The following is a 15453-nucleotide window of genomic DNA, read 5'->3' on the forward strand; positions in this document are numbered from 1 at the left end:
AACTAATGTACTCTGCAGTAATAGCAAAACCAAAGAGAAATGTTTTTGCTGTTTTAGACATAGGTACAACAAAGATTATTTGTCTAATCGTTAAAATAAATGGCAACTTCAGCTATAAAGTAACAGGAACGGGCTATAAGATTGCAGAAGGTGTAAACGGTGGGTCGATAACTAATGTAAAACACGCAAATTACTCCATCTCATCAACTATAGGTTTAGCTGAGCAAGTGTCAGAGGAAACTATAGACCAGATATATGTGAGCATTGCTGGATGTGGCATCTCATCTTTCAATGTACATAATGAAATTATTGCAGCTAATCATGAAATTTCTGACCGGGATATAAAACGTGTAGTTTTTCAGACGTTTGAGAAATATATTGAAGAAAATGTTATCATTCACAATATACCACTGAAATATCACTTAGATGACATGACTGACATAAAAGAAGTTGGTGGATTGTACGGAAAAAGACTATCTGCTGATGTTAATGTTGTCACTGCTTCGCGTCCAGCGCTTACCAATATTGAAAACTGTATTACCAATAATGGTGGATTAAATATGGCAGGTTGTATTGCTTCTGCATATTCTGCAGGTCTTGCGTGTCTCAGTGAAGATGAAAAAGAGCTCGGGACTGCTATTGTTGATATAGGCGGTGGGTGCACTGCAATTGGAATTTTCAAAAGAGGGAAACTTGTGTATGCAAGCAGCGTTCCAATTGGTGGCGTTCATATCACTCGAGATATTGCTTACGGGCTATGCACAAGCATAGAACGTGCAGAGTATATAAAAATACTGTATGGTAGCACTATCGTAACTTCAATAGATGAGAATGAGTACATTACAATGCAAAACAACGAAAATGATGAACCTACTCAAGTATTCAAATCTGAGCTTATTAACATCATAAGACCAAGAGTTGAAGAAATACTTGAAATGGTAAGAGAGCAATTTCAAGAGCAGAAAGATCCAATTAATAAAGTAGTGATTACAGGCGGAACTAGTCAACTCACAAGCATGAAGGAAATTGCAGGCTATATATTCAATAAGCAAGTTCGAATTGGGTGCCCTGAGTCTTGTAGCGGTCTTGATGGCGAATATGATAAAAATCCTGTATTTTCTGCTGCTATAGGCTCTATAAAGCTAATAGTTGACACTTTTTATAAAAATAATTCTGGTATTTTAGGTCAGGATGGTAAAATGAGTAAATTGTATAATTGGGTTAAATCAAAAGTTACAGTCTAGATTTCTGTTTTACCACCTTTCATACAAATGACTTGACACTAGGATCCATAGGACTTATTTTTATAATATGTAAAATTATTATGTTTATGTACTTGCGAGTAAGCGTACCAATTACAATAAGACATGGAAAATATGAACATAACTATACACTCACAAGAAGATTTTGAATTTATGCGCAAGGCTGGCAGGCTTGCTGCTGAAACTCTTGATTTCATTGCACCGTACGTAAAGGTAGGGGTGACAACTAATGAGTTAAATGATCTATGTCATGATTTTATAATTAATGCAGGTGCAATTCCAGCACCACTAAACTATAGGGGGTATCCAAAATCGATTTGCACTTCAAAAAATGCAGTTGTGTGCCATGGTGTTCCCGATAATAAACCACTTAAAGATGGAGATATTTTAAATATTGATGTCACGGTGATTTTAAATGGCTGGCATGGTGATACAAGTCGCATGTTTTGGGTTGGCAAGCCATCAATAAAAGCAAAACGCTTGTGTGACGCTACTTATCATGCATTGATGGAAGCAATCAAACAAGTTAAGCCCGGCAATAAGTTAAATGAAATAGGGCTTGCTATAGAGAAATATATTAGAGATTTTGGATATTCTATCGTACGCAGCTACTGCGGACATGGTATAGGAAAAGTCTTTCATGCTCCACCAAATGTAGTGCATTTCTATGATCAAGATGAAAATCTCGTCTTGAAGGAAGGTATGTTTTTTACAATAGAGCCAATGATTAATGCTGGAAAACATGAGACTCTGCTCAGTAAACTCGATGACTGGACAGTAACAACACGCGATCTTTCACTTTCTGCTCAATTTGAGCATACGATTGGAGTAACAAAAGATGGTGCTGAAATATTCACATTATCACCTAAGAATTGGCATTTCCCACCTTATAATTAGATTTTTTTAAATTCTGCTATACTGCAACTATACTTGGTTTACTTTGGGTAATTTTGAAGAAAGCTCACCCTTAATTTGCGATATAGCAACTAGCCCAATTAATGCACAGAAAATCATGTAAAAACTAGCTGAAGTCTCTTGTCCTGTAACCTTGATAATTGTTGTGCATATAAATGGTGCAAGGCCGCCAAAAAATCCAGCAGCTATATTTCTTGATAAACCAAATCCACTGTACCGAACCTTTGTTGGAAATAATTCGCACATAAGTGCACTGAGAGGACCAAGCGATGCAGCTATTGGAATTATAAAAAGAATGTGTGCCAGCAAGTAATTGCCACTACATAACATTGAAAAAACTGGATAACTCACTATTACAAAAGCTATAAATGCAAACTTCATAACTTTTTCTCTTCCTACCTTATCAGAAAGTATTGCAAACAATATTGTCAATCCTCCAAGTGCAATTTGACTCAGTATTTCCACTATATGATTAAAATGAGTATTTACTGTTAATATTTTATTCGTAAGCACATTGAAAAAGACCAAATATATATAGAGAGACGCATTTTCAACCAAGTCAATACCTATTGATATTAGAACAGGCTTTTTGTAATTGTTTAATAACTCTTTTAATGGCAATTTAGACGGATTTTTTTGTCTTTTATACTCTGGGCTTTCATCAAGTATATATCTCATATATATGCTGATTAATCCCATTGCTAAACTGAAAATGAAAGGTAATCTCCACCCCCAAGATTCAAAATCAGATACTTTTTTGCATATGAGTACCGCCATCAGGCTTAATATTGAACCAAGAATTGCACTTAATACTTCAATGCTGCCAAAAAATCCTTTTTTGTTTTTAGGAGCATGTTCTATTAAAAATGGTGCATTTCCTGCTTCTCCTCCAAGGGATATACCCTGCAATAGCCTTAAACAAACTACCAGCATTGACGCTAGTATTCCAATGCTTTGATAACCTGGAACAAAAGCAATTAATATGGTTGATAAAGTCATTAATATAATCGAGAGCAATAAGGCAACTCTTCTGCCATGCTTATCACCAATGTGACCAAATATAGCAGCACCGACTGGTCTCATTAAGAAACCCACTGCAAACACTCCAAAAGCCTTCAATACGCTGGTTAGTTGATCATCCGATGGAAAAAACACACCACCTATTATGTTTATTAAGTGGCCAAAAAGCATGTGGTCATACCACAATAAAGTGTTACAAATCAAACTTGAAAATATTACTTTTGTTATTTGCTGCATAATTTCCCTATAGCCTGTTTGATCTTATATATAAAAAAAAATGTGAACGTTATGTGAATATTATATTAACAATATTAAACCTTAATTTTAATATTATTGCTCATATATTCCGATAAGATACCATATTTTGGCAAGAAAATCTATGTACATAAATAAAATTGATGTGAAGAGTAGAGTAGAGTAGGATATCTACACCAACTGTACTTAAATTTTTTGATATGACACACACTCCAGTTTTGTTAAAAGAGATGCTATCACTACTATCACCGCAGGATGGTGGCATATACGTGGACGCCACATTTGGAGCTGGAGGGTATAGCAAAGCAATATTGGAGTCAGCTGATTGCAAAGTATATGCAATTGATAGAGATGAAACGGTAACTAAGTTTTATGATGATTTAAGCGTTAGATATCCAGATAGAATAAAACTATTCATTGAGAAGTTTAGTAATATTAAAAGTATACTAAGCAGCGTTGAGCCATCTCCTGTCATCCCAGTACTTGATACTGGAAAAAATAACTGGTCACGCGCTGGAATGACATCAAACGGAGTGGATGGAGTGGTCTTTGACATCGGAGTTTCATCTATGCAGCTTGATAACGGAGATAGAGGGTTCTCATTTTTACATGATGGTCCACTCGATATGAGCATGGATAACTCTTCTTATATAAACGCTTCAACGTTTGTTAACGCTTTACGCGAAGAAGAAATCGCAAATACTATATATAACTACGGAGGCGAACGTCATTCTCGCAAAATCGCAAGAGCAATAGTAAATGCACGGAAGAAGAAAACTATCAAAACTACATTTGAGCTTGCGGATATTGTACGTTCCGTGGTATTTCGTGGAAAAAGCAAAATTGATCCTGCAACCAGAACATTTCAGGCAATCAGAATATGGGTAAACGATGAGCTGGGAGAACTTGAAAAGGGCATTAAAGCTGCATCTGAGATTTTAAGTGAGAATGGCAAATTAATTGTCGTCACCTTTCATTCCTTAGAAGATCGTATAGTCAAAACTTTTTTTAAAGATTTATGTGCTACTGATTGCAAGACATTCTCTCTTCTAAATAAAAAAGTGATCGAAGCAAGTATAGAAGAAGTAAGTGCAAATCCGCGTTCACGCTCAGCAAAACTAAGAGCTATACAGAGGTTGTCATGAGAACTTTCTGCATCATCTCAATAGTTATGTTTTTTCTTAGCATTGTAGGACTATTTAAGGTAAAATTACATGTTCAGTCATTAAATAGAGAGCTAATAAAAATAAAAAGTGAAATTAATTTAGTGCAAAGTGATATAAAAGTTTTACAAGCAGAATGGAGCTATTTGAATAATCCAAAAAGGCTTGCAAGCCTTGTAAAGAAATACCTGAAAAATAACTCTTTAATACTGGCTAGCCAGGTTAAAAATCTTGACTCTCTAAATGGCCGCAGTGTACTAGCACAACTTAAAATCCATGATCAACAGTGAGATTAAGTCTTATTTTTTACAGATGAGCACATCACAATAAAACTTACTTTGTATTCGTTCAGGATAGCGGCAAGGTAGTATAACCATAGAGTAAAAGTGAGTTTACAACAAATGGTGTCATCCCAGTGCTTGACACTGGGATCCAGCCTTTCCATAATCATCAAAACATTGTATTTTAACGTAAAACAGCTATTTTTATGCTTACCAACTTAATAAAATTCCTGGATCCCAGTGTCTGGACACTGGGATGACAAAGGAGAGCAGTGTCAGCTACTTGCATAACACCATTTGTTGTGCAACTTACTTTAGTATGAAATTGCTTGCGTAAGATTTTGGCAGCCTCTTAACATTTTTTGGCATTTCAATTATGTATTTAACGTTGCGTTTTTTTGCGTAGAATACTGCTTTTTCAAGAGAATCAAACTTTAATACAATCTGTTTTTTTGGATCTTTTGAGCCAACCCACCCCATCAAAGGTTCAATGTAGTAAGAGCCAGATTCAATTTTTAGGTGCCAGAAATTTGTATTACCTAAACCAGATTGTGTTGCAGTTCTTGTTGGTTTATAAATCCTAAAAACTACTTTATCGTCAATGCCCATAGTTCTTGTTAAATAAGTTTAAATATATATCTAAATAAATCCTTTCACAAACAATTAGTATGAAAGAATGAAGTTTGAAATAAATATTTTTATGTTATATTATTATTAAATTATATTAAAAGGATTAGCTGAATAGGAGTAATCGATGACGCAACAGGAAATAGTAACAATTAATGCAGAGTTACGTGATATAACAAAAACAAAAGCGATGAATTCTCTAAGGAAGAAAGGAAACATCCCTGGAATAATATATGGAAAGGGCCATGATAATGTAAATTTGACATTGTCTGCAAAGGAATTCACGAAGCAATATAAATCAGGTTCTCTTTCTGCACATTTGATAGAGCTGAATATTTCGGGCAAAAAGGAATATGCTCTTGTTCGCGATATCCAATTGCATGTAGTAAAGGATACTGTGCAACATGTTGATTTTCAGTTTGTTGATAAAGGCAGTGAAATTAAAATAGACATACCTCTATCATTTGTGAATGAAAGTAAAGCTCCAGGAATCAAATTAGGTGGAGTGCTTAATGTTTTGTGTCGTTCTATTGCTGTTAAATGCTCTCCTGATAAAATACCTCAGGTTATTGAAGTTGATTTATCCGGTAAAATGATTGGCCAATCTATACATATCAATGATGTAAAATTACCAGAAGGTGTTAAGTTTGTAGCTCATGAAGAAGAAAATTTTACCATTGTTACAATTTCTGCTGCCGATAGTGACGTTGAAGAACCTCAAGCAGAAACAGAGGAATAGTGCACCTGATAGTTGGGCTTGGTAACCCTGGTGGTCAATATGAGTTAACTTATCATAATATCGGCTTCATCGTAGTTGATACAATTTGCAAATATTGGAATTTCCAGTCGTTCTCTAAAAAAGCCGATTATCTAATAACCTCTGGCATAATTAATGATAATAAAATCATGTTAATAAAGCCTTATTCATTTATGAATAATTCAGGCATCCCTGTTGCAAAAATACGAAATTTTTACAAATTATCGCTAGATAATATTGTTGTCATACACGATGACGCTGATTTGGAACTTGGAAGAATAAAAATAAAGAAAGGTGGTAGCTCTGCTGGACATAATGGACTTAAATCCATAGATAGTTTTATTGGCAACGATTATTGGCGCTTGAGATTTGGAGTGGGTAGACCTGAAGATCAAAGAAGCTTAGCAGATTATGTGTTATCAAAATTTTCAAATTTTGATAATGTTACTCCCTTAGTGGAAAAAATAGCAAAAAATATACACTTAATGCTGCAAGGAGATAATACAGCTTTTATCAATTTGATTGTATAATATTACGAAACACAGGGAGTGTATGGTCCCAGAGTGTGATGGTGTGGATTTAGTATGAACAATTCAGGAGATTTTGTCCACTGTAAAGATATAAACTCAAAAGGTGTAAGACCCTTAAGAGTTTTGAGTCTTTTAGCATAATTGTAGGCCATAACAAAGTCATAAAGATGCTCTTTGAGTTGCTGGTGAGACTGATAGTAATACTTCTTAACAGTGGCATTCTTTAAAGTTTTGTTCATACGCTCAACTTGCCCATTTGTCCAAGGATGGCTAACTTTTGTTAGACGGTGTTCAATGTCATTTTCTTCACAAGCTCTATCAAATATATGTTGAAAAGCGTATTTATGGCGTTTTTGGTTGGTAAATTGTACACTGTTATCTGTCAAAATAGTGTGGATTTTATATGGTAAAATTTTAATCAAATTACGTAGAAACTCAGCAGCTATAGGTTTTGTAGCACTTTTATGCAACTCAACATACGTAAATTTGGATGTTCTATCTATTGCAACAAACAAATATAACTTTCCTTCTTCTGTTCTGACTTCTGCAATATCAATATGGAAATAGCCTATAGGATATTGTTTGAATTTCTTTTTTGGTTTAACTTCGCCATCAACATCTGGTAGTCTGCTAATGCTGTGCCTCTGTAAGCAACGATGTAGACTAGAGCGAGTCAAGTGTGGGATTGAGGTTTGCAAAGCGTAGAGACAATCATCTAATGGCAATAGAGTATGCTTACGAAATGCAACAATTACAGCCTCCTCTTCTAAAGTTAAAACAGTTGATCTTGCATGCTTCGGACCCATATCAGCGTCTTTGGCAAAAGACCGTTTTCTCCATTTAATGATAGTTTTTGGATTAAGGTTATAGTACCTGGAGAGTTTTGCTATGCTCTCTTTACTATTTTGTATTGCTCTACGAATTGTCTCTGTTGTTTTGGCGCACCCATGTAATATTTGTCCCATAATTCCTCCTTTGATGGTATTGTTTTCTCATATTTTATCATACCATCACACTCTGGGACCATACATCCCCCCCCTCCCCCCCTAATTCCTATATCAAACCTTTCTTTACTAGATTATATAGTCAATATAAAAAGCCATATAAAATTGCTTCCACTGCTGCCATGAGGAAATTGCTTATTCTTGCTAACTCTTTAGTCAGAGATGACAGAGTTTTTACTGAGGAATATAACTCTCTGTCTGTTTCTATCTAAGAGCCAGTATAGCTGTGGATAAGCACGTTTATACAGATAAAAGTACTTATCCACAGCTACATCAATTTTTCTATTGACTTTTAACACAACTGCTAAACAGATACATTCGTCATCCCGCTACGTGTTAGCGGCCAAGATACCGCGGCGGTATGACGTGGGAAACCTGACTTGCATTAACTATAAAATAGTGGTTTATATAAACCCCATAGCATGCCGAATGAAGCTTTTTTTGAGAAAATTTGAATTTTCAACTGCAATCAAGCCAAGATTTCTTAGTGCTTTAGCGCAGAATATTCTGTTGGAGAACATCCTATTTAATCCATCAGTTGCAAGCGCCATTGTAAAATTATCAAAGTATCTGTTACGTGAAATTTTCTTTAATAAATAACTACTGCCAACATCAATACCAGATGCTTTTGCGGCAACTACGTGCTTTATAATACTTTCTACATCTCTAATTCCAAGATTAAGCCCTTGACCTGCAACTGGATGAATTGAATGTGCTGCATCGCCGATAAGCAAAACTCTACCCTTATATAACTTTTTTGCGAAAACAAAACTTAAAGGATAAAGTTTTCTTTCACCCTCTAGTTTTATCTCTCCTAAATAAGAACCAAATCTTTTTTTAAGCTCTATAATAAATTCTTCTTCAGACAGATCCATCAGCATTTTTGAAATTTCAGATTTTTCTGTCCAGACTATTGAAGAAGTATGGCCACCCTTCATCGGTAGAATTGCAAATGGACCGCCAGGAAAAAAACGCTCTACAGCTAAGTTTTGGTGATGCAGTTCATGCTTTACATTAAATACTATGCTACTTTGTTTATAATCAAATTTCACTGTCGGTATAGAAAATAACTCTGGTAGTTTAGAGTTTTTGCCTTCAGCGCAGATAAGTAGCGATGATATTAATTCCTGGTTATTATCAAGAATAACTTCCACATATCCTGAATCACAAGCAATTGTTTTATAGGAATGTGGAGAGTATATATTTAGTTTATTCAGAAAATTATTGTTGATTGCATTCCATATAGTAGCATTGTTAATAACATAACCCATTGGCTCTTCACCAACCATTTTATGATTGTAATGCACAGTAACCGCATCTAATATGCATATATCAAGTATTGGCTCAGCTTCGCTTTCTATAAACTGCCAAATCCCTAATTTTTCCAATATTTTTTTCGAGCCTTGAGAAATAGCAAATGCTCGGTTGTCATCTACTACACGTGGCAAACTATTTTTTTCAATTACAGCTACAGACACAGAGTTACAACTGAGGCCAATTGCAGTAATAAGACCAAGCAACCCACCACCTGAAATGATTACATCATAATTCATTTTATTTACGCTAATTGTAAAATTATATTTTATCTATTTTGAAAATAGTTTAAACAAACTTTGTATACTATGAGTAAAAGACTTTAAGGTTTTCCTATATACAAATTAAGTCTCTTAGAACCTGTCTTGAAAATGGCTAAGCATAGAAGTAATCATATTAGATTTCTTGCATAACCCAAACTAAGTAGAAAAAAGGCAACTCCCCTGTCATCCCAGTAGCCCTCTTCTTGTCATCCCAGTGCGTGACACTGGGATCTCATTTTACTTTATAATGATGTCATGGAAGTAGCTGACACTGGAATTCAGAAAAAAGGATGATGTCATTCCAGTCTGGAATCCAGCCTTTCCATAATCATCAAAACGTTGTATTTTAACATAAAACAGCTATTTTTATACTTAATAAAATTCCTGGATCCCAGACTGGGATGACACCCTTCTGGTAGACAATGTTCGTACAGTTGTGGATTCATTCGCGGTATAAATTCCGCTAACTAGTAGCGGAATGACGGTTTTTCAAATTGTAGGTAAACCTAAGCCACTTTAGCTATAACATCTTGAGCAATGTCTTCATAAATCTCTGCCAAATCTTCACTTAGCATTAAAGGATTTCCACAATCAGAAGCATGACATATTTGTGGATCCAGAGGAATCCTGCCTAGGAGTTTGATGCTCAGCTCCTCAGACATTCTTTTTGCGCCGTCTTTTCCAAATATGTATATTTCTGAGTCATTTTGAATGAAATAACTCATATTTTCCACAATGCCAATAATCGGTATACTGAGCTTTTTAAGCATATCATAAATTTTGCGAGCATCGATTAAAGAGAGCTCCTGTGGAGTTGAAACTATTATCGCCCCGGTTAAGTTAAAATTTTCCATAAGACTTAAATGCACATCGCCAGTTCCAGGTGGTGTATCAACTATCAAATACTCTATATCGGACCATTTTGTTCCCATGAGCAGATTATAAAGTGCTTTTGTGATCATAGGTCCGCGCCATATTGCTGCACGATCCTTGTCAACAAAATAGCCGATTGAAATAGTATGCAGTCCATACCTTTCTATAGGTATTGCTTTTCCACCCTGTATTTCTGGCTTTAATTTTTCAGTGCTAAGCATTTTAGGAATTGAAGGACCATATATATCTGCATCAACCAGCGCAACTTTGTGTTTTAACTTTGCTAATGAGAGAGCAAGATTTAGCGCAACTGTGGATTTACCTACGCCTCCTTTACCAGAGGCCACAATAATTATATTTTTCACTCCTTCGATATGTAATTTAGCTTTTTGTTGCCCAGTTTGTTTTTGACAAGTAGCAACCACGATCACTTTTGTCACCCCAGGTATAGCTTTAACAGCTTGCTCACAATTTCTTCTTAATTCTTCGTTTGCTTGCGTGTCACCGGCAACTTCAAGCGCAAAACCAATGTCCCAGCCTTTAATAATGATTGAGGATATTATGCCAAGAGCGATCACATCTTTACCGCTTTTTTGCTCTATGACTTTTTTTAAGTTCTCTCTTACAATTTCTTCGTTGATCATTAGACCTCTGTTGTTTGATGCGCCAGGAAGGGTATCATTGCGACAATGTTACACGAAATAAATTCAAAAACCAACAAGCCTTTTAGGCAATTTCTTCCTGAAGTTGTTCAATTTTAGCTTGAGGAAGGCTGGTTGTCTGAGAGATAATATCAATAGAGATGCCAGCTTTAAGTAAGTTTTTTGCAACTTCAATTTTTCCTTCAATTTTTCCTTCAATTCTACTTTGCATGATGCAGGATAAATTATCATCCTCACGTTTCTTATCTTGATCATAAGTAAAACGCTCTTCTTCACTCCAATTATATTGATTCAACTCATTATAAGCCTTGCCAATAATTACATCACTTCCTACCACTTTTTTTAGATCCTCTTCACTAGTTTCACTTGCATGCTGTTGTCTAAGTGAAGAAGGTCGCCCCTCCTCACTCGACTTCAAAACCTTACTATTACCCACAAATATAAATGTTTGTTGCATAGCTCTTAATGGCATAACTTTTGCTTGAAATAACTGTTTATATGGTGCAATTTACAGCTTTTAGTTGCTAAAATTATAACTCTTAGTTTAATAATTTTAATCTAATAAGCTTTCAGGTTAATAAAATTAAATTATTTGAGTAAATACAATATTATGTTTTTATTTGTGGGTAATAGTAAGCTTCAAAACCTTACTATTACCCACAAGTATAAAATTCATGAGCAAGTTTCCATCCTTCTGCTAAATCAAAGAGACGTTTCCATCCCTTCCACAAAGCTATAGGGCCTGGTTCTAAGTCATTTTTGCGAGCTAAAAACCCTCCTAACTTGGCCACCCACCTCACAATTTCTCTTATAGGTGGTGGTGTCTCAGGATAGTTTTTTGTCTTAAGCATTTTGGTATATAAAACCTTCCATTCGTCGTCAGTCAGTATGAAAGTGCAAGAAAGATTTGGATTTGTTCTAGCTACTAGTGTGATAAAAAATATTCTCCATGCAATTATACTCATTATTGTAAGAAAGCGGATTAATCTATCTGCTGCTTGGAGCCTACATTCTTCAACTTTAAGACCAGATTTCAAAATTTTATGAAAAACCTCTATTCTCCATCTTAAGCAATACCATTGTATTTTTTCTACTGCTTCTTCAAAATTATTAATATTTATATTTGTCAACAAAATCCAGTTCACAGGCTCTTCGCCAAATGGGGGGTATTTTTCTATAGCATAGACAGCATTTAAACTTAAATTAGGAAGTTTTTGGGTTTTACGTCTAGCGTTATTTTTTGATGCATTCATCACAAAGTTGCTAAACTTTACTTCTAAAACTGTTGTTCTTTGAGGTTTATCATTGCGAGCAGGAATATTCACTTGTATTTCTCCTTGACAAGACATGCGATTCATCAGATCCCACAACCTTTCACCACCTTTTTCAGAATAAGTCGACTTCTTATTTATTGTTCTGTTTTGATTTCCTCTTACTACAAAAAGAGATTGATTAGTGGAAGCAACTTCAAATAAATCATACATATCTGCTTCTCTGTCACAGACGGTAACTACCTTGATATCCTTTAATCCAGGATGATTAGTAGAATATTTAAGTGATTCTATCCACCGTATGCTTTCTTTCTCTTCTATGGGAACAGCAGTATTATGGCTTCTTCTTTTCAACTCTTTTAGGTCTTCAGCTAAGGAGGGTCTAGTACTAATTTTTTGATCCAATAATCCTATAGGCAGTCCTTCTGTTGTAACTGCAAACGTTGTATGCATCACTAATCCATGTGTTTTAAAATTAGTTGTTTTAGATGTTAATCTTGCTGCTATAATCCCTAATCCTTCGGTCTTTTTATGATTTTTATATGAGATATAACTCGTGTCTTGGATAGCTAAGATAGTTGAGTATTCTTTAGCTCTTTCAACAGTTTTAATTATATGACTTTCTAATATCTTTCTCTCAGAAATGGCATCGTTTTGGAAAAATCTATAAGCTGCTTTACTTTGATGCCAATCTTCACAAGCTTGATTTATTGAACGCTCAGGCGATTCAGCAAAACTATTAACTATTTTTAGAAGCCTTTTACTTAATCTTATATCACCAAAATTAACAATTCCAAATTCACTTTCTGCCCATTCGCCAGTTGAAGTATTTATAGTTCTTTTCATCATATATTCCATTTTTAGACCATAGATCCATTTATAATAGAAAGTTGAATTAGTAAAATATCAGCTTTTTTACTATTTATATACTTATGGGTAATAGTAAGCTTCAAAACCTTACTATTACCCACAAATATGAGGTTCGTGAGCAAGTCGCCATCCTTCTGCTAAATCAAAGAGACGTTTATATCCTTTCCAAAGAGTAATTGGTCCTGGTTTTGGGTCATTTTTTCTTGCTAAATGGCCTCCAAGTTCATGAAACAGCTTCTTTTATGTTGGGAACTACACTTGGACATGGTTTTCTGTGTATTTTAACGTATAAAACTTTCCATTCTTCTTCAGCTAATAAGGTAGTACATGGTAATGTTGGGTTAGCTCTTGCAATTGATGTAATAAAGAAGATCCTCCAAGCAATAATACTCATAACTGTTAGATATCTCATTAGTCTTTCTGCTATTCCAAGCCTACATTCTTCAACTTTGAGACCGAATTTAAAATTTTATGTAATATCTCTATTTTCCATCTAAGGCAATACCAACTAATTTTTTCAACAGCTTCATCGAAAGTATTAACTGAAAGATTCGTTAATAGCATCCATTCTAGCGGTTTTTTTTTAAGGGAAGGGGAGTTTTCTCAACAACATAAACTGCATAAAGTGGTAATTTAGGTAGTTCTTCCGTCTTATGCCTAATATTATTCTTAGATGGATTCATCATAAACTTTCCAAATCTAACTTCCAAACGTGCTGTTCTTTTTGGCTTATTATCTTTTACAGGAACTTCAACTTCTACCGTACCTGTACAATGAGAGGATTTAATAAATGCCCATAACTTCTGCTCACCTTTTTCAGGATATCGAGATTTTCTATTTACTGCTCTATCTCTGCATGCTCTAACTAGCACTGCCGAATTAAGATTATGTGCAAGCTCAAAAAAGTCATATATATCTGCTTCTCTATCGCATACAGTTATAGTCTCAGTTTGAGTTGGATCAATAATATTATTTGTTTTTCTTAAAGTTTCCAACCACTTTACGCTTTCTTTATCTTCAATGCGATCGCTCTTTTTTTTAAGGTTCTCAGTTTCTTCAGGTCTTGAATAAACTTTTTGATCTAGTATCCCTAGTACCAAACCTTCTATACTAACGGCAAGAGCTGTATGCATTATAATACCTTTTGCAGTATCATAACTGGACAAATTTGCTAATCCGCTTGTTTTTTTATGGTTATTATATACAATGTAACTGGTATCTTGAATGACAAGAACCCTCTTGTGAGCTTTTGTTCTCTCAACCGTCTTATTAATATGTGTAGCTAAAATATCACTTTCTTTTACATTCTCATTTTGAAAAAAACGGTATGCTGCTTTTGCTTCTGACCAACTTCCGCATGCCTCATTAATTGAGCTTTCAGGTAAACTTATCAAACTATCAGCAATCTTTACTAATCGGTCAGTTAATCTTTTATCTCCAAGTACAGCATCTCCAAATTCATTTTTAGCCCATTCATTACTCTCGTTTGCCATTTTTATACCCTCAATATTTGCAAACTTTAATATTGTAATACTTTATTTATAAGTACATTTATATTTGTGGGTAATAGTAAGATTTGATATGCTGCCAACACTTATGTTCAAATTAAAAATGTCATTTATGATACTAGCCACTTCACGCTTTGAGTTTTTGTAAAATCCGCTGAGTGCTGCAATTATAGACTTAACCCTTGGACCAAATGTATCTGGCGTAACACCTTCTGGTAACTTGCTACTTTTTCTTTTTCTGCATCTCCAACAACGACCATGTTCCAATTACTACATAAGGCCTAATTTCCGGAAGATCAACTTTTTGGTGAACATAAGGTTTTTCGCATATTACAAGCTCTCCTCCGCATTCGCAAATATTAGGCAACTCTATTTTTACTACTTTATCCGCTTCCATTGTGGCATGAAAATTTCCTTTATGCCCAACCTGATCGCCAACATTCCTTTCGCTTTTTGGCTTGTCCTTTTTTATTTTGTATGGCTCTTTTGAGCTGGGCAGGGATGAGTTTTTTGAATTTAAACCAAGCCTCTCTTTCAACTCAGCGTTCTCAATCCTCAAGGCCTTATTTTCTGCCTCTAACTCTTCTATCCTCCCTTCCAACTTTTCTATTTTTTGCTGTAAATTTTTGCAGAGTTCTCAAAGGTTTACCACATTACCTCACTTTTGCTCTATGATTATCTTTATTATCTTGCTTTGTCTACCTTATTCTACCACTCCGCTGAACGGATACAATTTACTAAACAGAAAAAAAGGCAAAAGAAACCCTAGGGTAGCTAGTTATTCACTATCCATTTTTTAAGTTGGCGTTTTTTAATGTTTTAAATAGCGCGTTTCAGCTTGTGTAGGTAAAAACCTAGAAATATTGTGAAGACATAAG

General features: G+C 34.9%; 13 protein-coding genes and 2 pseudogenes. 6 read left to right on the forward strand and 9 right to left on the reverse strand.

The window, feature by feature from the left end; all coding sequences use genetic code 11:
• The first annotated feature begins 5 nt into the window (after positions 1–5).
• Both ftsA and map read left to right on the forward strand, forming a co-directional pair.
• Positions 6–1244 carry a cell division protein FtsA gene (ftsA, locus tag OM961_RS02145; protein ID WP_155968818.1) on the forward strand — a complete coding sequence of 413 codons (1239 nt, stop codon included), beginning with the start codon at positions 6–8 and terminating at the stop codon, positions 1242–1244.
• Between the two features lie 132 nt (positions 1245–1376).
• Entirely contained in the window at positions 1377–2159 is a 783-nt protein-coding gene (gene map / locus OM961_RS02150; protein WP_155968820.1) for a type I methionyl aminopeptidase, read from the forward strand.
• Positions 2160–2186: 27 nt separating this feature from the next.
• On the opposite strand, the gene OM961_RS02155 is transcribed toward map, so the two are convergent.
• A complete protein-coding gene (locus tag OM961_RS02155) occupies positions 2187–3434 on the reverse strand; it encodes an MFS transporter (RefSeq protein ID WP_264339267.1) in 1248 nt (415 codons plus the stop codon).
• Positions 3435–3652: 218 nt separating this feature from the next.
• Between OM961_RS02155 and rsmH the strand changes: the two genes are divergently transcribed.
• Both rsmH and ftsL read left to right on the forward strand, forming a co-directional pair.
• Positions 3653–4597, forward strand: coding sequence for a 16S rRNA (cytosine(1402)-N(4))-methyltransferase RsmH (gene rsmH / locus OM961_RS02160; protein ID WP_182309154.1), 945 nt, complete (start codon positions 3653–3655; stop codon positions 4595–4597).
• Positions 4594–4905: a cell division protein FtsL gene (gene ftsL / locus OM961_RS02165; RefSeq protein ID WP_007548286.1), complete on the forward strand. Its 312-nt coding sequence runs from the start codon at positions 4594–4596 to the stop codon at positions 4903–4905. Before rsmH ends, ftsL begins: the two co-directional genes overlap by 4 nt.
• Before the next feature lie 300 nt (positions 4906–5205).
• Here ftsL and OM961_RS02170 read toward each other — a convergent pair whose 3' ends face one another.
• Positions 5206–5505: an NADH dehydrogenase ubiquinone Fe-S protein 4 gene (locus OM961_RS02170; RefSeq protein ID WP_010962411.1), complete on the reverse strand. Its 300-nt coding sequence runs from the start codon at positions 5503–5505 to the stop codon at positions 5206–5208.
• Between the two features lie 145 nt (positions 5506–5650).
• Between OM961_RS02170 and OM961_RS02175 the strand changes: the two genes are divergently transcribed.
• Both OM961_RS02175 and pth read left to right on the forward strand, forming a co-directional pair.
• Positions 5651–6262 (forward strand): 50S ribosomal protein L25/general stress protein Ctc, encoded by a 612-nt coding sequence (locus tag OM961_RS02175; protein ID WP_264339268.1) that lies wholly within the window; start codon positions 5651–5653, stop codon positions 6260–6262.
• The gene (gene pth / locus OM961_RS02180; protein WP_065094970.1) at positions 6262–6810 is read left to right on the forward strand and encodes an aminoacyl-tRNA hydrolase; all 549 of its coding nucleotides are present in this window, start codon (positions 6262–6264) and stop codon (positions 6808–6810) included. Before OM961_RS02175 ends, pth begins: the two co-directional genes overlap by 1 nt.
• Positions 6811–6812: 2 nt before the next feature.
• Here pth and OM961_RS02185 read toward each other — a convergent pair whose 3' ends face one another.
• From OM961_RS02185 to OM961_RS02215, 7 genes and pseudogenes are all read right to left on the reverse strand, one after another.
• A complete protein-coding gene (locus OM961_RS02185; protein WP_012673056.1) occupies positions 6813–7775 on the reverse strand; it encodes an IS481-like element ISWpi4 family transposase in 963 nt (320 codons plus the stop codon).
• Positions 7776–8218: 443 nt separating this feature from the next.
• Positions 8219–9367 carry a 2-octaprenyl-6-methoxyphenyl hydroxylase gene (ubiH, locus tag OM961_RS02190; RefSeq protein ID WP_182309156.1) on the reverse strand — a complete coding sequence of 383 codons (1149 nt, stop codon included), beginning with the start codon at positions 9365–9367 and terminating at the stop codon, positions 8219–8221.
• A 530-nt stretch (positions 9368–9897) separates the two neighbouring features.
• Entirely contained in the window at positions 9898–10908 is a 1011-nt protein-coding gene (locus OM961_RS02195) for an Mrp/NBP35 family ATP-binding protein (RefSeq protein ID WP_264339271.1), read from the reverse strand.
• Positions 10909–10990: 82 nt separating this feature from the next.
• Complete coding sequence (locus OM961_RS02200) at positions 10991–11383, reverse strand: hypothetical protein (RefSeq protein ID WP_264339273.1); 393 nt, start codon at positions 11381–11383, stop codon at positions 10991–10993.
• 196 nt (positions 11384–11579) lie between these two features.
• Positions 11580–13046: an IS4 family transposase gene (locus OM961_RS02205; protein ID WP_264339584.1), complete on the reverse strand. Its 1467-nt coding sequence runs from the start codon at positions 13044–13046 to the stop codon at positions 11580–11582.
• A 114-nt stretch (positions 13047–13160) separates the two neighbouring features.
• Positions 13161–14560, reverse strand: a pseudogene (locus OM961_RS02210) (IS4 family transposase).
• Between the two features lie 54 nt (positions 14561–14614).
• Positions 14615–15185, reverse strand: a pseudogene (locus OM961_RS02215) (DUF6444 domain-containing protein); the annotation flags it as partial.
• Between the last annotated feature and the right edge of the window lie 268 nt (positions 15186–15453).

The organism is Wolbachia endosymbiont (group A) of Cydia splendana, from assembly GCF_947179475.1.
Lineage (GTDB): Bacteria > Pseudomonadota > Alphaproteobacteria > Rickettsiales > Anaplasmataceae > Wolbachia > Wolbachia pipientis.